The 26581-nt window shown below is 49.8% G+C and carries 24 protein-coding genes and 2 tRNA genes; 13 read left to right on the top strand and 13 right to left on the bottom strand.

The features are described from left to right. Positions 1-385 precede the first annotated feature (385 nt). Together D2E26_RS06995 and D2E26_RS06990 are read left to right on the top strand one after the other, a co-directional pair. The gene (locus D2E26_RS06995; protein WP_125964014.1) at positions 386-1714 is read left to right on the top strand and encodes a hemolysin family protein; all 1329 of its coding nucleotides are present in this window, start codon (positions 386-388) and stop codon (positions 1712-1714) included. 149 nt (positions 1715-1863) lie between these two features. After that, complete coding sequence (locus D2E26_RS06990) at positions 1864-2343, top strand: Dps family protein (RefSeq protein ID WP_125964013.1); 480 nt, start codon at positions 1864-1866, stop codon at positions 2341-2343. Positions 2344-2526: 183 nt separating this feature from the next. On the opposite strand, the gene D2E26_RS06985 is transcribed toward D2E26_RS06990, so the two are convergent. Next, entirely contained in the window at positions 2527-3339 is an 813-nt protein-coding gene (locus D2E26_RS06985; RefSeq protein ID WP_125964011.1) for a YgjP family zinc-dependent metalloprotease, read from the bottom strand. 156 nt (positions 3340-3495) lie between these two features. Here D2E26_RS06985 and D2E26_RS06980 point away from each other — a divergent pair. The 7 genes from D2E26_RS06980 (at position 3496) to D2E26_RS06950 (ending at position 10914) form a co-directional block, all read left to right on the top strand. Further along, positions 3496-3569, top strand: a tRNA-Ile gene (locus tag D2E26_RS06980). 22 nt (positions 3570-3591) lie between these two features. Then, a tRNA-Ala gene (locus D2E26_RS06975) sits at positions 3592-3664 on the top strand. 690 nt (positions 3665-4354) lie between these two features. Continuing rightward, a complete protein-coding gene (locus tag D2E26_RS06970; protein WP_241218913.1) occupies positions 4355-5749 on the top strand; it encodes a sugar porter family MFS transporter in 1395 nt (464 codons plus the stop codon). A gap of 213 nt (positions 5750-5962) precedes the next feature. Beyond that, complete coding sequence (locus tag D2E26_RS06965; protein WP_125964009.1) at positions 5963-7585, top strand: xylulokinase; 1623 nt, start codon at positions 5963-5965, stop codon at positions 7583-7585. An 18-nt stretch (positions 7586-7603) separates the two neighbouring features. Continuing rightward, positions 7604-8296 (top strand): L-ribulose-5-phosphate 4-epimerase, encoded by a 693-nt coding sequence (locus D2E26_RS06960; protein WP_125964007.1) that lies wholly within the window; start codon positions 7604-7606, stop codon positions 8294-8296. 53 nt (positions 8297-8349) lie between these two features. After that, positions 8350-9867, top strand: a complete 1518-nt coding sequence (araA, locus tag D2E26_RS06955) for an L-arabinose isomerase (RefSeq protein WP_125964005.1) — start codon at positions 8350-8352, stop codon at positions 9865-9867. A 354-nt stretch (positions 9868-10221) separates the two neighbouring features. Beyond that, positions 10222-10914, top strand: coding sequence for an L-ribulose-5-phosphate 4-epimerase (locus tag D2E26_RS06950; RefSeq protein WP_125964003.1), 693 nt, complete (start codon positions 10222-10224; stop codon positions 10912-10914). 90 nt (positions 10915-11004) lie between these two features. On the opposite strand, the gene D2E26_RS06945 is transcribed toward D2E26_RS06950, so the two are convergent. From D2E26_RS06945 to mscL, 9 genes are all read right to left on the bottom strand, one after another. Beyond that, on the bottom strand, positions 11005-11961 hold the full coding sequence (locus tag D2E26_RS06945) for a DUF5067 domain-containing protein (protein WP_125964002.1): 957 nt from the start codon (positions 11959-11961) through the stop codon (positions 11005-11007). A gap of 62 nt (positions 11962-12023) precedes the next feature. After that, positions 12024-12968, bottom strand: coding sequence for an MFS transporter (locus D2E26_RS06940; protein ID WP_125964000.1), 945 nt, complete (start codon positions 12966-12968; stop codon positions 12024-12026). Between the two features lie 152 nt (positions 12969-13120). Further along, positions 13121-13855 carry a DUF4352 domain-containing protein gene (locus D2E26_RS06935; protein WP_125963998.1) on the bottom strand — a complete coding sequence of 245 codons (735 nt, stop codon included), beginning with the start codon at positions 13853-13855 and terminating at the stop codon, positions 13121-13123. 71 nt (positions 13856-13926) lie between these two features. Continuing rightward, positions 13927-14871 carry a hypothetical protein gene (locus D2E26_RS06930; protein WP_125963996.1) on the bottom strand — a complete coding sequence of 315 codons (945 nt, stop codon included), beginning with the start codon at positions 14869-14871 and terminating at the stop codon, positions 13927-13929. Between the two features lie 161 nt (positions 14872-15032). Next, positions 15033-15755 (bottom strand): DUF5067 domain-containing protein, encoded by a 723-nt coding sequence (locus D2E26_RS06925; RefSeq protein ID WP_125963994.1) that lies wholly within the window; start codon positions 15753-15755, stop codon positions 15033-15035. Positions 15756-15835: 80 nt separating this feature from the next. After that, a complete protein-coding gene (locus D2E26_RS06920; RefSeq protein WP_164515908.1) occupies positions 15836-16255 on the bottom strand; it encodes a DUF4352 domain-containing protein in 420 nt (139 codons plus the stop codon). Between the two features lie 186 nt (positions 16256-16441). Continuing rightward, positions 16442-16696: a hypothetical protein gene (locus tag D2E26_RS06915; protein WP_125963991.1), complete on the bottom strand. Its 255-nt coding sequence runs from the start codon at positions 16694-16696 to the stop codon at positions 16442-16444. 192 nt (positions 16697-16888) lie between these two features. Continuing rightward, entirely contained in the window at positions 16889-17950 is a 1062-nt protein-coding gene (locus tag D2E26_RS06910; protein ID WP_125963990.1) for a DUF5067 domain-containing protein, read from the bottom strand. Positions 17951-18339: 389 nt separating this feature from the next. Continuing rightward, positions 18340-18792 carry a large conductance mechanosensitive channel protein MscL gene (mscL, locus tag D2E26_RS06905; RefSeq protein WP_125963989.1) on the bottom strand — a complete coding sequence of 151 codons (453 nt, stop codon included), beginning with the start codon at positions 18790-18792 and terminating at the stop codon, positions 18340-18342. A gap of 316 nt (positions 18793-19108) precedes the next feature. On the opposite strand from mscL, the gene D2E26_RS06900 reads away from it, so the two are divergent. The 3 genes from D2E26_RS06900 (at position 19109) to trhA (ending at position 22901) form a co-directional block, all read left to right on the top strand. Then, a complete protein-coding gene (locus D2E26_RS06900) occupies positions 19109-20491 on the top strand; it encodes an MFS transporter (protein WP_125963988.1) in 1383 nt (460 codons plus the stop codon). Between the two features lie 139 nt (positions 20492-20630). Beyond that, on the top strand, positions 20631-21977 hold the full coding sequence (gene gdhA, locus D2E26_RS06895; protein WP_125964051.1) for an NADP-specific glutamate dehydrogenase: 1347 nt from the start codon (positions 20631-20633) through the stop codon (positions 21975-21977). A 144-nt stretch (positions 21978-22121) separates the two neighbouring features. Further along, the gene (trhA, locus tag D2E26_RS06890) at positions 22122-22901 is read left to right on the top strand and encodes a PAQR family membrane homeostasis protein TrhA (RefSeq protein ID WP_125963987.1); all 780 of its coding nucleotides are present in this window, start codon (positions 22122-22124) and stop codon (positions 22899-22901) included. Here trhA and D2E26_RS06885 read toward each other — a convergent pair. Continuing rightward, entirely contained in the window at positions 22891-23892 is a 1002-nt protein-coding gene (locus tag D2E26_RS06885) for a VanZ family protein (protein ID WP_241218911.1), read from the bottom strand. The two genes, trhA and D2E26_RS06885, sit on opposite strands and share 11 nt — an antisense overlap. Between D2E26_RS06885 and D2E26_RS07490 the strand changes: the two genes are divergently transcribed. Continuing rightward, positions 23885-24094, top strand: coding sequence for a hypothetical protein (locus D2E26_RS07490; protein WP_164515905.1), 210 nt, complete (start codon positions 23885-23887; stop codon positions 24092-24094). The genes D2E26_RS06885 and D2E26_RS07490 overlap by 8 nt on opposite strands. A gap of 81 nt (positions 24095-24175) precedes the next feature. On the opposite strand, the gene D2E26_RS06880 is transcribed toward D2E26_RS07490, so the two are convergent. Beyond that, positions 24176-24691, bottom strand: coding sequence for a DUF3566 domain-containing protein (locus tag D2E26_RS06880; protein WP_125963986.1), 516 nt, complete (start codon positions 24689-24691; stop codon positions 24176-24178). Between the two features lie 91 nt (positions 24692-24782). Beyond that, the gene (locus D2E26_RS06875) at positions 24783-26558 is read right to left on the bottom strand and encodes a 1-deoxy-D-xylulose-5-phosphate synthase (RefSeq protein ID WP_125963985.1); all 1776 of its coding nucleotides are present in this window, start codon (positions 26556-26558) and stop codon (positions 24783-24785) included. Positions 26559-26581: the final 23 nt, after the last annotated feature.

Raw genomic sequence — 26581 nt, 5'->3', positions numbered from 1 at the left:
CAGAGCTGAGCTTGTGCAACATCGGAGCTGAATTCTTGAGGACGTTGAGGAAATACGCTTCAACAACTCAAATCCTCACGTTTTCAGCTCCCCTGCTCTGCAGCTTTTTCTGTATTTCTCTCAATACAACAAATCTCAATTCAGTTGCGACGCTGGGCACACGTTTCTAGGACGTCTACGCACGTTCCACAGGCATCTAGGTGATGTTTCGCAGATGTCGAGCTAACGTTTCGCAGATGCCTCACATGCATTCCATAGACGTTCCCATGCGCCTCAACGCCACAATATCTTTGTGCCACAACCCAACATGCTGGCGGAACATTTTGGCAGAGAGATTTGTTGGCATAATTAACAATTTCCCATTATTTTCCGCTAAATTAAAGCTATGTCTCTTGGTTTAAACATTCTTCTGATTTTCGTCTTCCTTTTACTCGGCTCTATTTTTGCCGGTACGGAACTCGCCTTGGTTTCTTTGCGAGGTTCGCAAGTTGATCAGATGGAGCAGGAGGATGCACGTGGTGCTCGCGTGGCACAAATTGCGCGAGATCCAAATACATTTCTTTCTACAGTGCAGATTGGTGTAACGCTGTCTGGCTTCCTGTCTGCATCGTTCGGTGAATCGTCAATTTCCCCTTATGTGGTGCCAGTTGTGGCAAGCTGGGGCGTTCCAGAGTCGCTTGCTGCCCCGCTGACGACGATTGTGCTGACGCTGATTATTTCGTACTGCTCGATCGTTATTTCCGAGATGGTACCAAAGCGCATTGCTATGCAGAAGAACGAGCAAATTGCTCGCGCTGTGGTACCTGCAATTTCTGTGTTCGCAACGGTCTGCAAGCCAATTATTTGGTTGATCGCTAAGAATACGAATGGACTGGTTCGCTTGCTCGGCTTTGATCCAAACGAAACCGAAAGCGAAGTTTCTGACGAAGAGCTGCGCGTGCTCGTGAGCTCAAATACGAACCTGACCAAGGACGAGCGCACGATTCTTGACGACGTGTTCGACGCTTCCGAAACGATTGTTGCTGAGGTTATGCGTCCTCGTGCAGACGTCGTCTTCCTTGAAGGCAGCATGCCAATCGAAGAGGCTGCTGAATTCGTGCGCGAGCAGCCATACTCCCGTTACCCTGTTTCGGGTCGCGATTTCGATGACATTTTAGGCTTCGTGCACGTGCGCGATCTGCTTGATGTTCGCAACCCTGAAGCTCGCACCGTTGCCGATGTAACGCGCGATGGCATCTCGCTGCCAGGCACGTCAAAGCTGCTGCCAAGCCTGTCGCTGCTGCGTAAGCGCGGTATCCACTTGGCTGTGGTTATTGATGAATACGGCGGCACTGACGGCATTGTGACGCTTGAAGATCTTATGGAAGAGCTTATTGGCGATATTCGCGATGAATACGATCTTCCAGAAGAATCCAGCCCAGAAGCCGATGAACAGCAGGTCTTCGTCAATGGTGTAGCCAGCATCGCTGGTGGCATGTCCATTGAAGACTTCGACGATTTGACTGGTATTGAGCTCGAAGATGGCCCATACGAGACCGTTGCCGGTTACTTCCTTGCTCACACGGGCAAGATGGGTGAAGTTGGTGACAAACTCGAGCTGCCGCAGGATGGCTGCACGATGACGATTACCGAAGTGGATGGTCGTCGTATAGAAACGGTTGAAGTCCAAAGGACTCAAGATCCAGCTGCAACCACAGAAATCAAAACTGAATAACAAAAACTGCACTCAGCGCAGCCGTTTCAGCAAAATCTCAGAAGATTAAGGGAACTCTTCATAAAACGTTCAGACAACGTTCTGAATCGGACCGTAATTTGAAATCAGAAGCCGGCGAGAACGCACGGCGAAAGACGAAAGGACCGATTATGTCTCTTAACTTCACGATTCCAGGTCTTGATGAAGCGACATCTGAAAAGGCTATTGGCATTCTTCAGGAGCGCCTGAGCCAGGAGCAGGCTGGCGCTCTCGTGCTGAAGCACTGCCACTGGAACGTGGCTGGTCCAAACTTCATCGCCGTGCACGAGATGATCGATCCTCAGGTCGACGACGTGCTGGATATGGCTGACGAAACTGCAGAGCGCATCGCTGCTATGGGTGGCTCGCCACAGGGCCGTCCTGATGACGTGCTGCGCTTCCGCACTTGGCCAAAGTTCGAGCTGACGGGTCGTCAGGATGCTCTTGACTACCTGCGTGCGCTCGACAAGTATTACGATGCTTGGATTAAGGCTGATCGTCAGGCCATCAAGGAGCTCGATGAGCTCGACGTTGTCAGCTCCAACATCATGCAGGACCACGTTCAGAAGCTTGAGCAGTTCCAGTGGTTCATGCGTTCGCACTTGATCTGATTCAGACTCACGAGTTAGATCAATCAGTCCTGAGATTTCAGCATCTCACGAAAGCTCAGTAGCTTTCAGTTCATCAGAAAACAGTTTTGGGTGTCTTCTAGCGTGCGCCCAAAACTGTTTTTTGTTTATGTGGCCGTTTTACGGCTGCGTTAGGCTTCTTCAGTTCTTCCGCACTGAGCTTCTTCAGTTCTTCCGCGCGGGTTCCAGCACCGCTCGTCTATTGAGTTCGCGACGCAGCTGACGCCAGTTGGGCAGCACAGCACTCATACGACGCTGGAAGCCCGCACCGTGGCCCGACTCCCACAGATGCACAAGCTCGTGCACAAGCACATACTCAAGGAACTGCGGCTCCATGAGTCCCAGCTGCAGGTTCAGGCGAATACGGCCCGTTCTCGGCGTGCACGAGCCCCAGCGCGACGTCATAGTGCGCAACGTAATCGACGTCGGCTTACGTCCCACAGCCGCGCTCCACTGCTCCACAAGCGCCGGTAACTTCTGCTCCAGCTGCTGCCTCGCTTGTGCCATCAACGTTTCGTTCCAGCGGAAATCTTCTGGAGTTTTGAGCGCCGGCACATGGCTCGGCTCAGTATCATCCGTTTCGGTGTTCTGCAGTTTCGTGTCATCAGTATTGATTGCTGTGGCACCCTCAGTAGCGTTCTGACGCTCATAGCCTTGCAACGTGCGACTACGGGCTTGCGCAATTTGCTGCTGCGCCTGGAGGATCCAATCATGGCGTTCACGCACGCATTGCTCAATCTCTTTCATAGAAACGCGCACAGGAGCCGTAATTTCCACGAGCCCATAAGGCGGTTTGACGCGCACATACATATTGCGATTATGCTTGCGGAGAATTGTTACCTGTAATCCATCAATTTGCTTCGTTTCACGCGAGACAACCGAATGAGAAACTGGCGAAGCACTGCGGCGACGACGCGAGGTACGACGAGCTGATGCCAAGGAATTGGCGGGAATCTGCGGAAATGAATGGAAAGGCATAGCGTTTATTGTCGCCATTTAGCGGACAAAACCTCTTCTTCAGACCCCTCTTCAAGGGTTCAAGAATCGGTCGCGACACGCCGAAACGCGGTTCGTTTTGTCAAAATCGGCACACGCTGGTATTGTTTCTTTTCGTTGCGCGGAAGCGTGAACGATGGGCCCGTAGCTCAGGTGGTTAGAGCGCATCCCTGATAAGGATGAGGTCGAAGGTTCAAGTCCTTCCGGGCCCACTGGTATGATGAATACCGAAATGGGGCTATGGCGCAGCTGGTAGCGCATCTGCTTTGCAAGCAGAGGGTCGCCGGTTCGAACCCGGCTAGCTCCACAGATAGAAACCTGGATCGCGAAAGCGGTTCAGGTTTTTTGTTTTCTACAGACTTTGTTTTGCTTCTACATCATGGAACCGCAGTGTTCGCGTCACTCTCCTAGCTCATCGTCTAACTCATCATCTTGAAACGGCGTTGAAGTCTTAGATCAATAGCGAAATCTCGAAGCAACATTGAGATCCTGGGACCATATCGAGCTTCTGACACCTAGATGAATAGGATCTCTGCACTGAGATCTCTGTACGCCTCACTGATGTTCATATAACAGCAGTAACAACAGCAAACATTATTAGACATGCGAATACAAACACGCCGATTTTTGAGATTGTTCATTAAGAAAATTATCTAATTTTTTAGACACCCCCTGAGAACACTTGCAGATATTGAAATATCAGCAATCGTTGAATTTCCAATATTCTTTTATCGATAATCATTCATTTTCTCAAGAGAACACTACAGAGATCCCTTAAATACCAAGCAATTTCTAGCGCCAAAACGATTCAGCATCGTTAAATATTTTTACCAAAAGTAAAATTGCGTGAACAAAATGAGAGCGCTAACATCATAACAACCAAACAATGAAGATGTGATCATCTATGGCGCTGATCCTCTTCAACGAATGGCGTTTACGCCTGAACAATGGCTGTTCAGGTCGTGAGGGAAAGAAAGTTATATTCGAGGGAGAATCCATGACTTCCATGGCTGAGACGGTCGAAATTAAAGAAAAGCCCGTCAAAATAAAAGGCTCAATGAAATACGTGGCAATTCTTGCATTCAGTGCTGGTCTTGCCGGTCTGCTGTATGGCTACGATACCGTGAGCATCTCCGGTGCAATTACGTATCTGACCGCCGTATGGAACCTGTCTGCATCAATGCAGGGCCTGATCATTTCTTCGATTATGATCGGCGGCGTTGTTGGTGTTGGCGTTTCCGGCTTCATTTCTGACCGTATTGGTCGTCGCCCAGTGCTGATGATTGGCGCAATCTGCTTCTTCGTTGCAGCACTGTGGAGCGCCGTCGTCAACGATCCAACGTCCTTGGTTTGGGCCCGCATTATTGGCGGTCTTGGCATTGGCCTTACATCGTCGCTTTCGATTACGTACATCACAGAATGCGCTCCAGCAAAGTACCGTGGCACGTTGTCTTCGATGTATCAGCTGCTGACGATTCTCGGCATCTTCCTGACTAACTTGATTAACTTCTGGATCGCTGGCATTGGCGGCATCCACTCCTCCTTCGCTGATAGCGCTTGGCGCTGGATGCTCGGCATTGGTGCAATTCCTGCTCTTGTACTGTTCATTGCACTGATCGTCATGCCAGAATCCCCTCGCTTCCTGCTGCAGAAGGGCAATCGCGTTAAGGGTTATGCCATTCTTGAGCGCATTGGCGGCACTGATTCCGCTAACCAGGAGCTCATCGAAATTGATGCTTCGATTAAGGAAAACGCTAAGGGTTCGTTGAAGGACCTGTTCCGCAAGCCACTGGCTCATGCTCTGATCATCGGTATTTTCCTTGCACTGTTCAACCAGTGGGTTGGCCAGAACGCCATCTCCTACTACGGTCCAACAATCTTCGCTGATATCTTCCCTGGCGGTAACACGGCATTCCTGTGCTCCACCGTGATTGGTCTTGTTGAGCTCGTCTTCACGTTCGTTGGTATGTACTTCATCGATCGCATTGGCCGCAAGCCACTGATGCTCTCGGGTGCTCTCGGCATGGCTGTGTTCTACCTGCTCATGGGTCTTTCGATGATGTTCAACTGGCCTGGCATCTCCACACTGATCTTCGCTTGCCTCGTCATTGCATTCTTCGCCTACTCGATGGGCCCTGTGACGTGGGTTATGATCTCGGAGCTGTTCCCAACCTATATGCGTGGTCGCGCATCGGGCATCTGCACCGTGTTCCTCTGGGGTGCAAACTTCCTCGTTGCTGAGTTCACGCCAATTATGTTCCACTCCATGGGCGGCGGCACGTTTATCTTCTGGGCCGTTATGGACTTCATTGCCTTCCTGGGTGTGAAGTTCCTCGTTCCTGAGACTAAGGGTCGCTCGCTCGAAGAGATCCAGTCGTTCTGGGAGAAGTAAAAAAGAAAAATCTCTGCCTAAGGATGTAACGAACGGTACGGAACCAGAGGAACCAATTCACTAAGGTTCCGTACCCCTTCCCTGAGGCACCCACCGAACTGTTTGATTCCATACCTTTCTTTTTCCCTAAAATGTTAGCGCTCACTCTCTGAGAAAGCTTGCAAAACGGGAAAAACGAAACCTTATAAGGCTGTGCGAAGGAGCACCGTTATTATGACCGTTTCGACCGTAGAACTGATCGCTGAAAAGATTCGCGGAGGCCGCACATCGCTCGGCATCGAATTCGGATCTACGCGAATCAAGGCTGTGCTGATCGACGATGAGTACCACACAATTGCTGCTGGTGCTTATGAATGGGCCAGCCACCTTGAGCATGGTTTGTGGAGCTACTCAACCGAAGAAATTTGGAAGGGTTTGCAAACTGCATATGCAAGCATGGCTAACGATGTAAGCACCGCATATGGCGAGAAGCTTACGAAAATTGGTCATATTGGTTTCTCGGCCATGATGCATGGCTACATGGCATTCGATGCCAACCAAGAACTGCTGGTGCCATTCCGTACCTGGCAGAACACCAATACGCATGATGCTCATTTGAAGCTCTCAGACCTGTTCCAGTACAACATTCCTGAGCGCTGGTCTGTGGCTCATCTGTATCAGGCTGTGCTCAATAACGAACCACATGTGGCTCATATTGATTACATCACCACATTGGCTGGTTATGTGCACTGGAAGCTCACCGATAACAAGGTGCTCGGTATTGGCGACGCCTCGGGCATGTTCCCTATTGATCCAGAAACCAAGACCTATGAAACAGCCTTCATTAAGCAGTTTGATGCACTGCCAGAAATCGTTGAGCAGCCTTGGAATATTGAGGATCTGCTGCCAAAGCCACTCGTTGCTGGCACTCCAGCTGGTGTGCTGACTGAGGCTGGTGCACTGCTGCTTGATCCTTCGGGAACGCTGCAACCAGGCATTATTCTGGCACCTCCTGAAGGCGATGCTGGAACGGGCATGGTCGCTACAAATTCTGTGCGCAAGCGTACGGGCAATGTTTCAGCAGGAACGTCAATCTTCGCAACCGTTGTGCTTGAGCATAAGCTCGCTCGCCTGCACCCACAGGTTGATCTGGTTACCACACCAAGTGGCGATCTTGCTGGTATGAGCCATGCCAACAACTTCACTTCCGACTTGAACGCATGGGTGCATCTGTTCTCTGAGTTTGCTAAGGCCATTGGCAATCCAGTCAGCCCTGGCGAGCTGTACGGAACGTTGTTCAACGCAGCAATTTCCGATGAGGCAGATGCGAACTGCGGCGGACTCATTAATTACCCATTCCGTTCTGGTGAGTTCCTCGCTGGCATTGAAGAAGGTCGCCCTGTGTTTGCAAGAAGCCCTGAGGCCAATATGAACCTCGCAAACTTCATGCGCGCGCAACTGTTTAGTGCATTCAGCCCAGTCAAAATCGGCATGGACATCATGACCAAAGACGAGGAAGTGCAAATTGACTCGTTAATTGGCCATGGCGGCATTTTCACGACGCCAAAGGTCGCACAAAAGATTCTTGCAGCTGCATTTAATACGCCAATTAAGGTCATGGCAACAGCCGCCGAAGGTGGCGCTTGGGGCATGGCAGTGCTGGCAGATTACTTGTGGCACGCACCTTGGGATCTGGCTGATTATCTCGACCAACGCGTGTTCAAAGACTCCGCTTCAACAACGGAGAATCCGGATCCAAGCGATGTAGCTGGCTTCGAAGAATTCTTCTCACGATTCCAAAACGGACTTGGCATTGAGCTCGAGGCAATTCGTTGCATCGACCTCGAAAGCAAGTAAAAGAAAAGGAGTATATGCATGGCAACCCTGGCAGATTACGGTCCTGAAGTTCAGGCCGAGGTAAAGCAGGTGCGCGAAGTCGTGGCAACGCTCCACGAGCAGCTCATCAAGTGGAACCTCGTGGTGTGGACGGCTGGCAACGTATCGCAGCGCCTGCACACAGCAGATCTGATGGTCATTAAGCCTTCAGGCCTGCGCTATGAGTATCTGACGCCATCGAGCATGGTCGTTTGCGACTTGGATGGCAACGTGGTGGATGGTGCTGAAGCACCAAGCTCTGATACAGCTTCGCACGCTTATATCTACCGCCATATGCCTGATGTGTACGGTGTAGTGCACACGCATTCCACGTATGCCACTGCTTGGGCTGCCACAGGTCAAAACATTCCATGCGGATTAACGATGATGGGTGACGAGTTCGGCGGACCAGTACCAGTTGGACCATTCCGTCTGATTGGTTCCGAGGCAATTGGCGAAGGCGTGGTTGAGACGCTTAAGCAGTATCCGAAGTCTCCAGCTGTGCTCATGCAGAACCACGGCCCATTCACGATTGGCAAGGACGCTGAGGCTGCTGTAAAGGCCGCCGCAATGACCGAAGAGGTTGCTCATACGATGTGGGCTGCCCGCCAACTCGGTGACATCATTCCTATTCCGCAAGCAGACATCGACAAGCTCAACGACCGTTACCAGAACGTATACGGCCAGCACTGAGCACACCAATTTTTATCAACACTATTTTCAAAGAAGAAAGTAAAGGAGCCATTATGGCAATGGAAAACCCATTCGAGGGTAAGGAAATCTGGTTCGGCGTTGGATCCCAGGATCTGTATGGCGAAGAAGCCCTGCGCCAGGTTGCTGAGCAGACTGCAGAAATCGTTGAGACGCTCAACAAGTCCGATTCGATTCCTGTCAATATTGTGCTCAAGCCAACGTTGAAGTCTTCCGATGGCATCAAGCAGTTCATGATTGAAGCTTCTGCAAATCCAAACGTCATTGGCGTTATTGCATGGTGCCACACGTTCTCTCCAGCCAAGATGTGGATCCGTGGCCTCGAAGTGCTGACGAAGCCTCTGCTGCAGCTCAATACGCAGCATCACTTCGAGATCCCATGGGAGACCATCGATATGGACTTCATGAACCTGAACCAGTCGGCTCATGGTGATCGTGAATTCGGCTATATCCTTTCGCGTCTGGGCATTCCACGCAAGGTTGTTGTGGGCCACTACACCGATCCAGAAGTTGCTGAGAAGATTGGCACTTGGGCTCGTGCATGCGCTGGCTGGGATGCTTCGAACAACATGAAGGTCATGCGTTGGGGCGATAACATGCGCAACGTGGCCGTCACTGAAGGCGATAAGACCGAGGCCGAGCGCGTCTTCGGCGCTGCTATCAACACGTGGTCCGTGAACGAGCTGTGCGCTGCTTACGACGCAGTCAAGGACGAGCAGGTCAAGGAAATTATCGAAGACTACAAGGCTAAGTACGACATCGATCCTGCTCTGCTCGACGACCGTTACGATTCACTGTTCATTGCCGCCAAGGAAGAGGCTGCAATGGTCAACATGATGAAGGAGAACGGCTGCACGGCTGCTGTCGATAACTTCGAAGATCTGGGCACGCTGCCTCAGCTGCCAGGCGTGGGCGCACAGCGTCTACCATCGGAGTACGGCTACGGCTTCTCCGCAGAAGGCGATTGGAAGACCTCCGTGCTCGTGCGCATCGGTGCTGTGATGGGCTACGGCCTTGAAGGCGGTGCCTCACTGATGGAGGACTACTCCTACAACTTCGTGGAAGGCCGTGAGAAGATCATGGGCTCGCACATGCTCGAGGTCTCCCCTTCCATTGGCACGATTGCTAAGCCACGTCTTGAGATTCATCCTCTGGGCATTGGTGGCAAGGCTGATCCAGTTCGCCTCGTTTTCACTGGCGCTCCTAAGAAGGATGCTGTTGTTGTTTCAATGGCTGACGTTCGTGAGCGCTTCCGTCTGACGATGAACGTTGTTGATGTGGTTGAGCCTGACGGCGAGCTCAAGGAACTGCCTTGCGCTCGTGCTCTGTGGGCACCAAAGCCAAACCTCAAGGTTTCGGCTGAGTGCTGGCTGCGTTCTGGCGCTTCCCACCACACCTGCATGACGACGTCCGTCGGCCGCGAAGCTTGGGAAGACTTCGCTCGTATTGCCGGTGTTGAGCTTGCAACGATTGATGAGAACACCACTCCAGCAGGTTTCGAACGCGATCTCGAAATCGCTGAAATCTTCCATCGTCTGAACAACCAGCACTGAGTATCACGGTCCGGCCGCGTACCGCGATTACTGCGCGGCCGGATCCCCTTTTAGGACAAATCTGCCAACCTTCTAACCTCCCTGTATTCCATTCTCTTGTCTCTGACAAGCACTGGCGGAACAATTCGTTACCCCTAGAATTGTTCCGCCTTTTTTATTTTTATTTCTGTTCAACATATCAATATGTTCACTGACTCAACATAGGCAAACCATACTGTTATATGCCCGGATCACACATTGGGCTCAGAATTGCCATGGCGCTGTAGCAGAAATTAAAAAGAATTGTAAAACTAATAAAAGAGACCGTACTTCTTACTAATTTGCACGTAAACTTGGCGCTGGAAGGAGCGCAATATGGCAACGTTGGCAGACTACGGTCCTGAAGTTCAAGCGGAAATCAAGCACGTACGTGAGGCGGTTGCGACGCTGCATGATCAGCTCATTAAGTGGAATCTTGTGGTGTGGACGGCTGGCAATGTTTCGCAGCGTCTGCACACGGCAGATCTGATGGTCATTAAACCTTCGGGTCTGCGATACGAATACCTGACGCCTTCGAGCATGGTCGTGTGCGACTTGGATGGCAACGTCGTTGATGGTGCTGCGAGCCCAAGTTCTGACACGGATTCTCATGCCTATATCTATCGCCATATGCCAGACGTATATGGCGTTGCACATACGCATTCGACGTACGCAACTGCTTGGGCAGCTACGGGTCAGAACATTCCTTGCGGATTGACGATGATGGCCGATGTTTTTGGCGGTCCTGTGCCAGTTGGACCGTTCCGTTTAATCGGTTCCGAGGCCATTGGTGAGGGCGTCGTCGAGACGCTGAAGAAGTATCCGAAATCCCCTGCTGTGCTGATGCAAAACCATGGCCCATTTACGATTGGCAAAGATGCTGAGGCAGCCGTGAAAATCGCTGCAATGACTGAAGAAGTTGCTCATACGATGTGGGCTGCACGGCAGCTTGGCGAGGTTATTCCGATTCCGCAGGAAGATATCGATAGCCTCAACGATCGCTATCAAAACGTGTATGGCCAGCACTGAGCTGACAAGCCAATACACACAAAGCTACGTAGAACAACAAAGGCTCAGCTTCCTTTTGGTGAGGAGCTGAGCCTTGTGTTTATGCGGGGATTATTCGTCGATTGGCTGGCCTGATGAAACAGCAAACGTCTGCATAACTTTGACCTGCTCTGGGTATGGCTGATAACTTGTGCACTCCACGGTCACATTAGAAGTCTGATCATCAAGCGAGAAGAGGTAGTCAGCAGTGTTCTGATCTCCCGGCTCCACTGTCGTTGGCTCGAGAGGTTCTCCCGTTAACTGCTTACCGTTCTGGATTAACTTGACATTGACCATATCGCTTACGTCGGCCGTTTTATCCGAAGTGTTCTCGACACGAAGATGTACGGCATAAACTGGGCGATCCGTCTGGATCTTAATAAGATTCGTACCTTCAATCTTCACATAAGCGTCATTAAGCTGTCCCTCATTTTTGTACGTTGTTTCAGTTTCCCTGAGAGACATAGACGTTTGATCTACAATCTGCTGCATAGAAATCACAGCAGCAGCACTAACCGCCATTGAGACCAATAAGGCAACAGCTGACACTGATGCGCCAATAATTGCAAGCACTTTATTAGCACCTGCGATATTGGCAAAAGCAATCAGGCTCACCACCGTTAAGGCGAGACCGACAACAGCGGCAATTTCTGCAGCTATGTTGATTCCTGGAACTTGAACCCAGCTCAGGCAGAGGCCCAGAGCACCCACAACGAGACCAATAATTGCAAACAGCTTCTGGAAAAGTTGAAGCTTCTTCTGCTTTTGTATGGCTGCAACTGCAGGGTTCGACGGCATCGTATTCATTGGAGATTCAGGAGCTACGGGCGCATAGCCATTAGACGCATACATAGGCTGCTGATATACGTTTGTAGTAGGAGCGAAGCCGTTCTGTGTTGGCTTGGCAGCATTAGGCGATGCTGCTGTTGAAACCTGTTGAGGCATACCACTAGGAGCTCCTGCCACAGGAGCCTGATTCATATTGTTCATATCATTCGTTGAAGGAAAATCACCGTTTGAAGATGTCATAATTCACTCTTTTTCACTCTGCATAAAGAGGTATTAACTGGAAGTGCCTAATCTGGCTTTTACTAGAACAGAAGAGATGGAAGATTCTTCAGCAGTGATTCCAGAGCAACCTTACGGAACATTCGGTCAATCTCATCTTCAACATGCTTCTTAGGTCCATCCTCATCTAGTGAGAAGGTCTGTGTGACGGTGTCGTGGCTAAAGGCAGGATCAATAGCATCGCATTCAACAGTTACATCCGAATGGATATCTTCAAGTTCGAATAAGTAATCTTGCACATCATTCTGCGTTGGAGCGAGCTCATCATTCGCCTGTTGCTCAGATTTATTCTTGATTAGCTGAAGATTTTTCCCATTTTGGGATACTCGGATATCTACAACATCCGATAAATTCTGCGCCTTACTTGCAGCATTCTGCCAAGCAATTCGAACAAGAGCCCGAGGACCATACTCCGTAGGAGCAGTCTTAATAGATTCAATATTTACATAAGTCGTAGCAAGTCGACCAGAACCTTGATATTTCGTACCAGGAGTACTGCTAGTCAGCCCACTATCAAATTGATACACGGCGCCATTATCTAAGTCCTTATTGCTCTCAATAACGGCGATTGATCCTATAACTGGTGCAATTACCAAAGCAGCTGCAGCAATCGAAGCTCCCACAATAGCAAGCGATTTACCAGCTGTTTTTCCGCGCCTCGTCGAGACAAGACCAACGATGCAGAGAGCGAGGCCAGCCAAAGCCAAGACCACACCAAGCAAATTAATAACAGGGATCCAACTAACAGCTAGACCAAGAGAGCTAATAATAAGACCAATAAGAGCAAGCTTTGATTTTGGCTTCTTTACAGGAACAGGAATCGGCATAGTCGGCTGAGTTCCTAAAGCATAAACCCCTGTAGCCTGAGCATTTATCTGCGAATACCCCTGCATCACATTTTGTGTAGGAACTTCGTTATTCATATTTGGCCTATTACTCGGTGGCATATTATTGTCAGGAAAAGTCATACTTGCCCTTCTTTCTCACCTTTTATTTTGCTCAAACCCCTGTAAATAAGCCACAAACTATAAAAGATAAGACATTATTGTAGAAGAGACCGGTTATTTTAATGAAAAGGCCTAGCTGCTTTTACCAAGAAGCTAGGCCCCACGCAAATGTCTTATTGTTCTAGCGCTTTTCCTGCTCGAACAGAAAACTTCTGGACGACTTTATCCTGATTGGGTGAAGGAACATTATCTGCACCAATAACTGTGATATCTGACGATCCGTTATCAAGATTAAAAATAAGCTCTTCAGTTCTCCAACTATTTGGCGCTGCAACATATGCATCGTGAAAATCACGATCCGTAAGTCTTTTACCATTTTGCAATACCTTGATGCTTATTGCATCGAAAAAGGTTTTTTCATCATCTGAAGTGTTCTTCCATTTAACCCTGACACTTATTGTCGGACTAAAGTATTTATCTCCAGGAGTCACCGAAATATCTTCAATTTTCAGATATGCATTATCAAGCTGTCCCTCACTCTTATACATTTTTCCCGAACTGTATGGAGTTTGGAAATATGGCGCCTTAACCAGCTTCTGATTAGCTGCAGCAGTTGTAGAGCTCACAACAATTGTGACGAGTAATGCAATTACTGAAAAGACAGCTCCTGCAATTGTAAAAATGTGAATTCCTCGTGTATCGCGAGCCATTTTCACGAGAGAAATAATGGATAGAACTAATCCAACAAGCGCTAAAGTGCCTGCCATAAGGTTAATCATTGGAACTTTGATCCAGCTAACAGCTAGGCTCATTACTCCAATAACAAGGCAAACAATAGATAGTACTAATTGAAGAGGCTGCTTTTTTCTTACCTGTGGTTGATGAGAAACTGTCATTTTTTCGTTCACACTCTCTGAGTCGTATTATTCAGCTTCCTTACACATGTTTCGATGCAAGCTTTGGAACACTCTGCTGGATCTCATATATGAATAGAAAACACTTGTTGAATTGTTGAACTATCTGTCTCAGACTTAGGACTAATAATCTGGACTGTAACATCAGAATCATCTTTGTTACCCTCAGGAAGCTTGTAGTACAACAAGAAGGAATCACCCTTATCTGGTGCAACCTCAACCGGTCCAGATCGGACCTCGGCTGTCTGCATTGTAGCTTCTTTACCTTTTTGAAGAACCTTCATGTTATGCATGAGAAAGTTCAGTACGTTCAATACTTTTTGCGGTTTATCTGAAATATTCTTCCACTCGATGCGCATCAAAAATGATGGGCCGCCCAGTTCCTCTTCTTTATCCCTAGAGATCGGGTCAACATTTTCAATACTGATTGCAATATTGTTGACTTTATACTTGCTACTGGTAATTTGATGTTCTCCCTGATATACAGCTTTCAGATCTTTATCGAGCTTGACGGGTGAATTGCGATCAAATTGAAATACCGAACCATATCCCAGATCTTTATTACTCAAAATAACTGCTGTATCGCTAGCAACAAGTGACACTACTAGGGCAGCCACAGAAAGCGATGCTCCTACGACTGCACAGGCTTTACCTGTTTTTGTACCACGAATAGTTACAATCAAACCAATAAGGGTCAAAGCCAGTCCGGCTATTGCAAAAACAGCACCAAGAATATTGACGACGGGGATCCAGCTCAATGCCAGTCCAATTGAAGCAAGAATAAGGCCAGTAATCGCGAGCGCTGATTTTGGTTTCTTTGCTGGCTGGGCAGCATACATTGTCTGCTGATTCATTACCGAATAAGAACCTGCTGCCTGAGGATTGAACTGCACGTTCGGTTGAGCATAACCCATCATTGGATTCTGCTGAGGCACTTGGTTCTGCTGCGGAACAGTATTTTCGAGATGCTGCCTATTACTTGGAGGCATACCACCATCAGGAAAAGTCATATACATCCTTCTTTCTCACATTTTATTGTGCAAGACCCCCTGTAAATAGCCAAGAATTCATAAATGTCGCAATAATATTGCAAAAACGAACTTCTTATTTTTATAAAGCACAGCCCAGCTCCTCTTGCTAAGAAGCTGGGCATGAGCAATGGAATGAAGGATCAATCTAATGGTTTGCCAGTTTGTACGGAGAATTTACGCATGAGCCTGTGCTGGTGAGGTATTGGTTCAGGAGTGTCCGCACAGATAACGGTGACGTCCGAGGATGTGTCGTCAAGCACATAGGTCACATCATCAGTACGCCATTGACCTGTTTTTACTTCTTTAAAGGTTCCGTAATGCTGGTATGTACCGCCATACAGTACTTTTCCATTCTGGAAAGCATTGATTTTTGTGACCTTATCTATGCTTCCATCGCCCTCTGAAGTGTTCTTCCACGTCACCTCTACATGAAGTGTGGGCTTCTGGCCATCTTGCTTGGTAATGGTAATTCCATCAAGCTTGATATACGCATATTTGAGCTGTGCTTCATCCTTATAGGTGTTAGCAAGCTGCTGTTGTTTCTCGTAGATACTCCTGTTATTCAGTACCGCCACTGCATCAACTGATAAAGAAATTAGCAATGCTACAGCGGAGAATGCAGCTCCTACAATCGCAAATACATGAATCCCTTGTGCTACTCGTGCCATTGAGGCAATAGCGAGGAATGACACTATCAAACTAATAAGCGCCACAATAATGGCAATACCATTAATTACTGGAATGCGAATCCAACATATTGCGAGGCACAGGATACTGGCAATGCATCCAATAATTGCGAGTACTTTTGCTCGCTTTGACTGTTGTACTGGTTGTTGTACTGAAGTTTGATTGGCGGACGTCATATAACTGCGTTACTTCCTTGCCTAATACAGGCTGTTACGTAATCTAGCGTGATACTTTCTGCTGATGTATTACTTAAGCGTCAGTGCTTAATAGAAATAACCTGCTCGACCATACGGCCCATTGAGCTAGGTTGCTTACTAATAAATTGCAATGTCACATCAGACTCGTTATTCACTAATGGATACAGCTCCACAATTCCGCCAACCTTACCTGGCTCTACTTCGTAATCTGCAGGCCCGGAATGAACATCGTCAATTAACGTAAGTTGTTGACCATCCTGCAGAACTCTTGTTTCTACCATGTCGTCAAACGATGCTTTTGTCGTCGCATTGTTTTGCCAGATCATATTGAAATACACTTCATCATTCGGCTGAGGATGCTCTGGATCAAGAAGACTACTTGGGTCGACGGTCACTTCTTCGAAATACACATAGGCTTTTCCGAGTTCGAATTCGCCTAAGTGTGCACCATCGTCGTTAATGTGCAATGTGTTTTCCAACTGGAAGCTAGGACCATTACCGAGCTTCTCATTACTTGCGATAACTGCTGTAGCTTCTGCAACAATGGCAATTACTAATGCTGCGACAGAAAGGGATGCGCCTACAATTGCTAGCGCTTTACCAGTCTTAGTGCCTCTTACTACTACGACGAGTCCGATGATGGACAGCGTGAGACCAGCTAAAGCTTAGGCGACACCGATCAGATTAATTACTGGAATCCAGCTCAGAGCCAGTCCAACCGCACCAAGTATGAGTCCAACAATAGCGAGCGCTGACTTCGATTTCTTAACGGATTGCGTAGCAGATTCCTGCTGCGGAGCTGCAGCCTGCTGAGGAGTTGAGTTCTGCTGTGACGTTTGTGGCATTGGAGTCTGGACTGGAGCGCTCTTCTCTGAATCTGGACCGTCACCTAGAGGCATACTTCCGTTAGGAAAAGTCATAAATATCCTTCTTTCTCAATTGATATTGTGCTCACTGCCCTGTAATTGGAACCAATTGAGAAAAATTGCGACGTTTATTCGGTGCTTCAGCCACCTCAATATTTGTCTTCATACAAGCAAAAGCCCAGCTCTTCATATCGAAGAAACTGGGCTTTTGTGTATGTACAAAGGATTTAAGAATGCATTGTTGTATTACTTAATCGAGAACACCTGCTCTACCGTGTCATGGTTGTTCCAAGAGAGCCAGCTCTCACATTCCACAACAACATCTGATGTGGTGTCATCGAGCTCATAAGCTTCCATAACCGTGCTTGTAGCACCTGGCTTCAGCTCTTTAAGGGAAGCCATGGCATCATAACCTTCTGGCTTCTTGTCTCCAAGAACTGCAGTACTCAGCTCTGTTCCATTCTGGAATGCTTTTGCTGTAACTGCAGTAGAGAACACCATGTCGTCATCAGACGTGTTCTTCCACTCGTAGGTCACAATGATTACTGGCTTATCGTCATAATCCTTATAACCTGTTTCCGCTTTCGTTATATTGACGTATGCTTTGGCAAGCTGTCCCTCACCGTTGAACTTGTGACCAGATGATTTGTCATCACCTTTCACCTCATCATCAAGTTGCTTCAGACCATCGATGACATCAGACGTATCTGCGCTTTCAAGATCGGTAACGACCTTGCTTGCTGTACTCACAACAAGTACATCCACAACAATCGAGGCAATCAGTGCTGCAGCCGAAAGTGAGGCACCAACAATAGCTAATACCTTGCCTGCGCGCTTGCCCTTAACCGTTACCACAATGCCAACAATTGCTAGAGCTAAGCCGACCAACGCCAGAATAATGGCAAAAACATTCACTACTGGAATCCAGCAGAGGGCGAGCGCCACAGCGCCAATAATCAAACCGGCCAGAGCAAGAGCAGACTTCTGCTGAGGAGGCGCTGGATTAGGCGTATTTGGTGGTACGGCACCTGGTCCGCCATATACCGTTGGCGGTGGTCCCATAGGAGCAGCGCCTGGTCCGCTTGTACCACCTGGATACGATCCCATAGGAGCTGGCCCATTTGAGGCTGGTCCGCTTGATGTTGGTCCCGTTGGCATTGGGCCTGTTGGTGCAGGACCCGTTGGCACTTTCTCCGTTGGTGCATCACCCATTGGAGGAGTTTCTACTGGTGGAGTTCCTGCTGGTGGAACGCCCGTTGGCGTATCAGGCTCATTCACTGGAGGCATGCCATTGTTCTCAGAAGTCATGATCCATCTCTCTTTCTCTGTTCTTAAGTGACAATTGCCCCATCATCATTGCTAGGGTTTTCTTCGCAGAACTACTTTGTTCTGACCAGCTTTTGCAAAGAGCTGCAAAGCCGTTATTTCACCCATCCCGTCACATGACGGGGGTATATCACTGTTGCCACTCTAACAAAGAAACGGCTACTCCCACATGATTTGGTCATATTCTTCTTGCGATGTGATCATGGCCGCTACAACGCATATCAGAACGCCAGCGCATACAAACACGAAGGCATACAAACTCCAAAGGCATATAAAAAAGCCCCGCACGTGGCGGGGCTTTACGCTGTATAACACAGCGCGATATCAAGTAACTACCGAACCATACTCAGTATTCAGTAGCTACTGTTCAATCATTTCGTCTGATCAGTTGGCGCAGCTGCATCTTCCTTAGCGAGCGAATCGCGAATCTGCTGCAGCAGCACAACAGTCTGCTCTTCTGGGCTCAGCTGTGGCTCTTCTTCAGCCACTTCTTCGCCACCCTTGACCTTGGCCATAGCCTTCTCAGTCAGATCGCGCAGCTTGTTAATTGGAACCAGAATGCAGAAGTACACTGCAATAGCGATCAGCAGGAAGTTGATCACTGCAGTGAGCACCTTGCCGAACGACAGAATATTGCCGTGACCAAGGTTGATTGCAGCAACGTTATCCATGTTTGGCTGGCCGAAAATAGCTGCCACGAGTGGGTTAATAACGCCATCAACAATCGAGGTCACGATTGCAGTGACAGCACCGCCCATAACAATACCGACGGCCATATCAACCATGTTGCCGCGAGAAATAAACTTCTTGAACCCGTCTAACATAATGTTCTCCTCAATCCCTTGCTTTGCATTGTCTGCAAAGCCGTTGCGTCATCAGCACATGTCACCGTTGAGCACCGTGTGGGAACAACGCCATTGCACGTTCACATCCGCTCAGGTTCACCGCTTGAGACGTTCGTGTCCGCAATACATATAAGGATACCGAACTCGCTCAAAACCCGTGTCTCCATCGGTAGCGTACAAGCGATTTTTCGTCATCTTTTTGACGTATAGAGTCTCGTTTTCATTTCCACACTGCGCTGTGCTTCATGCGTATCGAGAACGGCCATTACTCGCGCTCTGCCTATACTTTGAGACGATGAAACAACAGCACAAAACCCCTACTGCCAAGCAAGAACGTCTACTCACGCGTGACGTTCTACTCATTTTGACGGCCACCTTCTGTTATATGTCGGCTGCCATGGTGGGCAACCCGATTATTGCAAGTTTCGCAGGCTCAATGGGCGCTTCCGGCGTCATGATGGGTCTGATTTCCGCCATTATGAGTGCAGTCGCCTTATTCTGCCGACCAATTGCAGGCAATCTTGCCGACCGCACGAGTAAGCGCATTCTGGCTTGCTCTGGCGCAGCGCTGTTCCTGATTTCCGACGCCTGGTATGCTCTCGCGCCAAACGACGTCAGCCTGTTGCTCGCCCGCATTGTGAACGGCATTGGTTTTGCTTGTATTTCCGTCTGTATGGCTACGTGGCTCAGTATGCTGCTGCCGCTTTCGCGTATGGGTGCCGGCATGGGTTTGTATGGCACTGTTAACGCTATTAGTCAAGCTGTTGGCCCGGGTACAGGCATTCTGGTCTCGCGATATTTCGGATACCGCATTTCGTTTGCCGTGGCTGCTGTGTTGTGCTTGGGTACGGTTGTTGCTGTTCTGCTCGTCAAAGATTCTGGTCTTCCGCTCGCGCTCAAAAAACAGCGCAGTGCCGAGCCAGTATTAGCCACTCAAGAGGTGCCGGATCCTGTTCTGGACGCTGAGATTGCTGCGCCAGCAGATGCTTCTTCTGATTCCCGCACAAGCAACACCAGCACTACTCAGCCAGCAACCACTACCTCACATAAGAGCTTTAGGGAGCTCTTCAATCATCTGTTTGAAGTGCGTGTGCTTCCTATTGCCGGCATTTTTATGCTGTTTGGTTTGGGCTACTTCGCTAACCAGTCATTCCTCGTGAATTACTGCAATGCTTTGCATTTGAATGCAAGTCCAAGCTTGTTCTTCTTGGTCTATGCATTCGCGGTATTCATTCTGCGTATTGTGATGCGCAACTGGTTCGATACCAAGTCGTTCCGCTTCTTCTTAGTTATTGGCACCTTTGGCACAGCCGCTATGCTGCTTGCTTTGACGTTTATGCAGAACGACATTCTGCTCATTGTTGCCGCTATTATGACGGCCTTCTCCTATGGCATTATGAGCTCGGTTACTCAGGCTGAAGCCGTTGTTATTGCTGGCAAAAGCCGCTCTGGCATGGCCAATACGACGTATTATGCAGCCATTGATTTGAGTATGTGCTTAGGCCCAATGCTTGGTGGTGTACTGTTTGGTTCACTGCCAACGCGTTGGCTATATCCAATGTTCTTGCTGACACTGCCATTGGCATGGATTATCTTCTTAGCATGCCATCGTCGCATGGCTGCGGCACGTCAAGAAATGCTTGCAAAATCAGTGGAAGCCGCGGTTTCGCAACAGTAAATCAGAAGTGTTCAGGCAAAGCTGAACAGAAATAAAACAGACATAGCCGTTGTTCGAATAGAGGAAGGTTCTTTCAGCCCGACTGAAGACCCCCTTACAATAGCGGTGTTTGTGTCAACTCAACACGGAAAGGAAGCAGATGCTCACCGATGAGTATGTGAAGCGCGTATACGCTCAGGTTGAACAGCGTGACGGCGACCAGGAAGAGTTCCTGCAGGCCGTGCGCGAAGTCTTCGAAACTATTGAACCTGTGTTCAAGGATCACCCACAGTACGAGGCATCAGGCGTGCTCGAGCGTCTCGTTGAGCCAGAACGCGTAGTGAAGTTCCGCGTTCCATGGGTTGATGATGAAGGCCACGTTCAGGTCAACCGCGGCTACCGCGTGCAGTTCAACTCGGCAATCGGCCCATACAAGGGCGGTCTGCGATTCCACCCAACCGTTACCGAGGCTGTTATTAAGTTCCTCGGCTTCGAACAGATTTTCAAGAACTCGCTGACGGGTCTGCCAATGGGCGGCGGTAAGGGCGGTTCTGACTTCAACCCTAAGGGTCGTTCGGATGCTGAAGTCATGCGCTTCTGCCAGTCGTTCATGACTGAGCTGCAGCGTCACATCGGTCAGTTCACCGATGTTCCTGCTGGCGATATTAACGTTGGTGCACGCGAAATCGGCTACCTGTTTGGCCAGTACAAGCGCCTGCGCAACGAGTTCTCCGGAGTACTCACGGGCAAGGGCCTTGAGTTCGGTGGCTCGCTGACGCGTACTGAGGCAACGGGTTACGGCCTGTGCTACTACACGCAGGAAGCACTGCGCGTGCTGCGTCACGATTCGTTCAAGGGCAAGACTGTTGTTGTGTCCGGCTCGGGTAACGTGGCTATTTTCGCCATTGAGAAGGCTACGCAGCTCGGTGCTAAGGTCATCACGGCTTCCGATTCGAACGGTTACGTCGTTGATCCTAACGGCATTGATCTCGAGGTTCTCAAGGACATCAAGCTCAACAAGCGTGGTCGTGTTTCTGAGTACGCAGAGCGCGTGCCAAGCGCTACGTACCACGAGGGTTGCCGCGGCGTCTGGAGCGTCAAGTGCGATATTGCTCTGCCTTGCGCTACGCAGAACGAGATCAACGGTAACGAAGCTCAGATGCTGATCGACAATGGCTGCACCGTGGTCTGCGAAGGCTCGAACATGCCTTCGACGCCAGAAGCTATTGAGGTCTACAAGTCGAACAACGTGCTGTACGGCCCAGCAAAGGCTGCAAACGCAGGTGGTGTGGCTGTTTCCGGTCTCGAAATGAGCCAGAACTCGATCCGCCTCGGCTGGACGTTCGACGAAGTTGATGCTCGTCTCAAGGGCATTATGGAGTCGATCGTGGCTAACTCGCTCGCAGCAGCTAAGAAGTACGGCCATGAAGGCGACCTCATGCAGGGCGCTAACATCGCTGGCTTCATCAAGGTGGCTGACGCTATGGTTGCTCAGGGCATTATCTGAGGTATTCAATCTTTAGATATTGAGCTTGCTCAATAAGCGTTAATAAACGCCCGGTTTGCACAGGTTGTGCGGCCGGGCGTTTGTTTTTTCGCGGCGGGGAATGCGTTGAGTTTCGCACCAGTCTGCAGTTCTATGCTTATTGGCATGTCAGAGTTTCATAAGCGTCCTATTTCTCAGCAGGATCGTCGCCCGCACACGTTGACGGCATCCCAGCTGCGCGTGCAACACAAGCGCACGCAAGATATTAAGCTGCGTCGCACGATGCTGCGCATGCTCAATGAAAAGCCAAAGCTGCGCGGTTGGATTCATGCCGTGACGTTCCCACTGTGCGTTGCTGCATCCATTGTGCTGATTTGCTTGGCACCTAATGGCGATATGAAGGTTGCCGTCAGCATTTACGGCGCAACAGCCATGCTGCTGTTCGGCGTCAGCGCCACACTGCATCTGGGCCACGGCTATTTCGTGCCGAAAGTCGACAACATTTTGGTGCGACTCGATTACACGAATATTTTCTTAATTATTGCGGGTACGAATACGCCGTTCCTATTCGCTCTGCAAAACGTTGCGGTGCGCTGGGTTTACCTTGGTGTGGTCTGGTTTATGGCCATTGTGGGTATGGTTGCGCATCTGATTTGGCCAGACGGCTTGGATTGGCTATTCACGATTATTTACTGCGTGCTCGGCTTGGCACCGTTCACGATCATCTGGATGTTCTGGACGTGCCCATTTATCGGCCCAGTTCCAACGATTCTGTTGATCTGTGGTGGCGGCTGCTATATTGCCGGCGCCGTCTGCTTCGCACTGCGTAAGCCGAACCCATTCCCAGGTTGGTTCGGCTATCACGAGATCTTCCATCTCGGCACCGTGGGTGGTTACGTATGCCACTTAATTGCAATATTTATGACTGTGCTCGCTATGCACTGATCACAGTCATATCTGGCCGTTTCGGCTGCGTGGCTGGCAACAGATCCCAAGGCATGCGGTGAGCGATTATCCAGAACACGAGCAGGATGGCGAAGAACCACCACACCAGCGAGTTAAACGAGATAATCATCATGAACATAACGCCCAAAACCAGCGTGCGCACGGCATAGAACAGCGCACGCTGCCAGCCATGGCGAACTCGCGTTTCAATCGTCATATGCGTATACATGCCGCCTAAGGTTTGGCCCTTATTTGCCAATGGAATCAGCAGCTCGAACAGCACAAATGGCACAATGCCGCACACCCATACGCCAGCCTGCATCAGGTCAATGCCCACATGCATATGCAGGAATATAAACGTGCCATCTTCAAGCGGCATCACTGTATGTACGAATAGCCACATCCAGCCCACAGACAGCGTGAAATACATCAGCAATGTCAAGAACAAATCAAGGGCAAAGCTAACGACGCGATGCACAATACCTGGCAGCTTGACTGTGCCCACTACGCGCTTGGCATGCTGTGGCACAAAATGCGTATAAATAGCGCCAATACCATAGCCCACAATGGCGCCCGTGGTATTCGTCAGCATATCGTCAACGTCAAAATGCCTATAGGCACATGGGTATACGCCCCAGAAGCCCGTGAGCTGCGAGGTTTCAATAAACAGTGAGCATCCGAATGCAAAAATAAACGAGATCCACCAAGGCCATTTAGCCCAACGTTGCAGCATGAAGCCCAGTGGCATAAAGAAGATCACATTGAGCAGCAGCTGCAAAATATCAGACAAGCCGCCATGCAGAATCTGCGGAATAAACAGCCACAGATCAAGCTGCGGACCGAAGTGATGCGTTGCACAGAATTGCACTGGATCATCTGGCATTGGATACAGCGTGAATGCCAATAAACCTAAGGGATATAACACTGAAAGATAAGCCGTTATTGAGGCGCTCCAGCTCAACGTATGGTTGCGATGATAACTGATGGCCAAAATTGGCAGCGTCAAAATCAACGACATAACAGGCCATAACACAATGGCCAAAATGAATGAGCTGCTGAACATCCCCAGATATGCGATCACAGCACCAGCCTATCGTCATGGGAAGAATCATCGCTATGGCAGAACAGCTCAAATCGTGTTACACAGCATGCTCTACAGCACGGTTCAGCATGGTGTAGCACAAGAAACCTAATTCGTATTAGCAGAAATAGTAATAATCCAAACAAAAAGAGCCCGGCACGAAGCCGAGCTCTTGAAGTCTTTGTTGGACGAATCAGTCGTCGCCGAGCGTAATATGCACGCCACCAACGAGAGCGCACACCACGTTGTACAGCAGTGCGAAAATCGACACCACAATGGTGATCAGCACCATCTCAACGATCGAGAACAGCGTCACGCCACCAAGCACGGTAGGCAGTGACAGCACGTTAGCGAGGTTAATGCCGCCAGCATCGAGGCCTGCGGACGAAACCATCGTCGTCAGCTGATCGAACACACCTGCGATCTTCAGAATCGTCCAGAGCACCAGCACTGCAACGATCTTGATCAGAGCGCCAGCCAAAGCCAGCAGGAACGTTACTTTGGCCACAGACCAAGCGTCGACGCGCGTCAACGACAGGTTCATACGACGTGCGCGCGGCTTCTTCCAGCGCTGCACAGGGCGCACAGGCTTGTTCTCGTTTGGACGGTCGTGGTCCGCAATCAAAGGCTGGTTCGTTGCCGAACGTGCCACGCGAGGACCGTGCGCATTAGCCGATCCTGGCATTGGATTGCTCAGATTGTCGCTCATACTGGCTCCTTGGAACATACTGCTGGGAACGAGCCTAGCAGCGCCGCTCCCCTAGTACTACAAGTTCACTCGGCTAGCTGACTTGCGCATATCACAGCGAAAGCAGCGCCTGAATATCCTCAGTGATCTGTGGCACAGTCAGGCGGTTAGCTTCAAGCAGTTCTGCTGGGTTGTAACGGTCTACGAAACGACGCTCGAGACCATAGCTGCGCACACGCACATCGGTTGGACCGAGGAAGCGTGCAACGTGCTCACCAAAGCCACCCTGCAACTGGCCGTCTTCAAGTGTAACCACAAGACGATGATCGTTGGTAAGTTGCTCAAGCATTGATTCATCAATATCAGAGATGAACTTCGGGTTGATCAACGTAGCGTCGAGACCGAACTGCTCATGCAACTGATCAGCAACCTGCTCACCAAGCTTGTAGAAGTCACCAACGCCAATAATGGCAACGTCCTTGCCCTTACGGACCATGTCGAACTTGTTGAGCTCGTTGTAATCGGTCGTATCTTCTTCGCCTTCAACAATGCGCGTGGCAGGAACGCGAATAGCCACTGGACGTTCACGCTGCGTCGTAGCCCACTCAAGCATTGCCAAATACTCTTGCTTCGTGGTTGGAGCCAAGTACACGAGATTTGGAATGTTGCCCATCATCACGATGTCGTGGAAGCTCAGGTGCGTCACATCGTTCATGCCATAAGCACCAGATTCGAAGTCAAGCAGCACAGCTGGGTTGCTGTTAATGCACAGATCCTGAATGATCTGGTCGTAAGCGCGCTGAACGAACGTGCCTTCGAAAGCGTAGACAGGAATAGCGCCGTTCTTAGCGAGGCCAGAAGCCATAGCCACTGCCGTTTCTTCAGCAATGCCAACGTCTACATAGTGCAGGCCGGCTTCCTTGCGACGCTGCTCATCGAAGTGCAGCACATCTGGCGTTGCCGACGTCAGCGCCACAAAACGAGGATCCGTCTTGATCTTGTTCATAAGCCAATCGCCCGTAACTGAGCTCCAGCTTTCAAACTTCTCACCTGGCAGCAGCTCGTGGTGATGAATGGTTAGACCAGTCGACTCATCGAATGGCTTCTGCCAGTGCCAGTGTTCCTTGTGCAGCATGGCTGGTGCGTAGCCAAGTCCCTTCTCGGTCACAATGTGCAGCACGACTGGGTGATCGATGTCCTTGAGCTCGCGCAGGGCCTTAATGAGCTCGTGCACGTTGTTGCCTTCGCGCACAAAGCGGTAGTCAAAGCCCATAGCCGTGAACAGGTTCGTATCAGCCTTGCCATTGCCCTCGCGAAGAGCAGCAAAATTCTTGTAAATACCACCGTGGTTTTCTGCAATGGACATGCCATTGTCGTTGAAAATCGTGATGAAGTTCGTACCCATTTCGCCAATAACGTCGAAGCCTTCATATGCTTCGCCGCCAGACATCGAGCCATCACCAATAACGTTAATAACGTTGTAGTGATCGCCTGCAATGTCACGAGCGCGAGCCAGACCAGCGCCCAGCGACAGCGACGTAGACGTGTGGCCAATGTTGAACCAGTCGTGCACGCTTTCGTCTGGGTTCGTGAAGCCCGAATCCTCGTTGTACTTCGAAGGATCGGTGAAGGCTTCGCGACGGCCCGTCAGAATCTTGTGCGTGTAGCTCTGGTGGCTCACATCAAACACAATGCGGTCGGTTGGCGAATCAAACACATAGTGCAAAGCGATTTCAAGCTCAACCGTGCCCAGATTTGGACCAACGTGGCCGCCGTGGGCTGCGAGCTTCGTAATGAGCACCTGGCGAATCTCTTCTGCCAGTGCATCGAGCTGTTCTTCTGGGATCTTCTTCAGATCGGCAGGCGAATTAATCGAATCGAGTAACACTTTTGCTCCTTGGTGCCCGTGAG

Origin of the sequence: Bifidobacterium dolichotidis, assembly GCF_003951975.1 — a bacterium.
Taxonomy (GTDB): Bacteria; Actinomycetota; Actinomycetes; order Actinomycetales; family Bifidobacteriaceae; genus Bifidobacterium; species Bifidobacterium dolichotidis.
This window is presented reverse-complemented; position numbering and strand designations above follow the sequence as displayed.

Excerpts from the sequence above, each read along its gene's own strand:
- D2E26_RS06995 (WP_125964014.1), top strand. The coding sequence starts at position 386 with ATGTCTCTTGGTTTAAACATTCTTCTGATTTTCGTCTTCCTTTTACTC.
- D2E26_RS06990 (WP_125964013.1), top strand. The coding sequence starts at position 1,864 with ATGTCTCTTAACTTCACGATTCCAGGTCTTGATGAAGCGACATCTGAA.
- D2E26_RS06985 (WP_125964011.1), bottom strand. The coding sequence starts at position 3,339 with ATGCCTTTCCATTCATTTCCGCAGATTCCCGCCAATTCCTTGGCATCA.
- D2E26_RS06970 (WP_241218913.1), top strand. The coding sequence starts at position 4,355 with ATGACTTCCATGGCTGAGACGGTCGAAATTAAAGAAAAGCCCGTCAAA.
- D2E26_RS06965 (WP_125964009.1), top strand. The coding sequence starts at position 5,963 with ATGACCGTTTCGACCGTAGAACTGATCGCTGAAAAGATTCGCGGAGGC.
- D2E26_RS06960 (WP_125964007.1), top strand. The coding sequence starts at position 7,604 with ATGGCAACCCTGGCAGATTACGGTCCTGAAGTTCAGGCCGAGGTAAAG.
- araA (WP_125964005.1), top strand. The coding sequence starts at position 8,350 with ATGGCAATGGAAAACCCATTCGAGGGTAAGGAAATCTGGTTCGGCGTT.
- D2E26_RS06950 (WP_125964003.1), top strand. The coding sequence starts at position 10,222 with ATGGCAACGTTGGCAGACTACGGTCCTGAAGTTCAAGCGGAAATCAAG.
- D2E26_RS06945 (WP_125964002.1), bottom strand. The coding sequence starts at position 11,961 with ATGACATCTTCAAACGGTGATTTTCCTTCAACGAATGATATGAACAAT.
- D2E26_RS06940 (WP_125964000.1), bottom strand. The coding sequence starts at position 12,968 with ATGACTTTTCCTGACAATAATATGCCACCGAGTAATAGGCCAAATATG.
- D2E26_RS06930 (WP_125963996.1), bottom strand. The coding sequence starts at position 14,871 with ATGACTTTTCCTGATGGTGGTATGCCTCCAAGTAATAGGCAGCATCTC.
- D2E26_RS06925 (WP_125963994.1), bottom strand. The coding sequence starts at position 15,755 with ATGACGTCCGCCAATCAAACTTCAGTACAACAACCAGTACAACAGTCA.
- D2E26_RS06915 (WP_125963991.1), bottom strand. The coding sequence starts at position 16,696 with ATGACTTTTCCTAACGGAAGTATGCCTCTAGGTGACGGTCCAGATTCA.
- D2E26_RS06910 (WP_125963990.1), bottom strand. The coding sequence starts at position 17,950 with ATGACTTCTGAGAACAATGGCATGCCTCCAGTGAATGAGCCTGATACG.
- mscL (WP_125963989.1), bottom strand. The coding sequence starts at position 18,792 with ATGTTAGACGGGTTCAAGAAGTTTATTTCTCGCGGCAACATGGTTGAT.
- D2E26_RS06900 (WP_125963988.1), top strand. The coding sequence starts at position 19,109 with ATGAAACAACAGCACAAAACCCCTACTGCCAAGCAAGAACGTCTACTC.
- gdhA (WP_125964051.1), top strand. The coding sequence starts at position 20,631 with ATGCTCACCGATGAGTATGTGAAGCGCGTATACGCTCAGGTTGAACAG.
- trhA (WP_125963987.1), top strand. The coding sequence starts at position 22,122 with ATGTCAGAGTTTCATAAGCGTCCTATTTCTCAGCAGGATCGTCGCCCG.
- D2E26_RS07490 (WP_164515905.1), top strand. The coding sequence starts at position 23,885 with ATGGCCAAAATTGGCAGCGTCAAAATCAACGACATAACAGGCCATAAC.
- D2E26_RS06880 (WP_125963986.1), bottom strand. The coding sequence starts at position 24,691 with ATGAGCGACAATCTGAGCAATCCAATGCCAGGATCGGCTAATGCGCAC.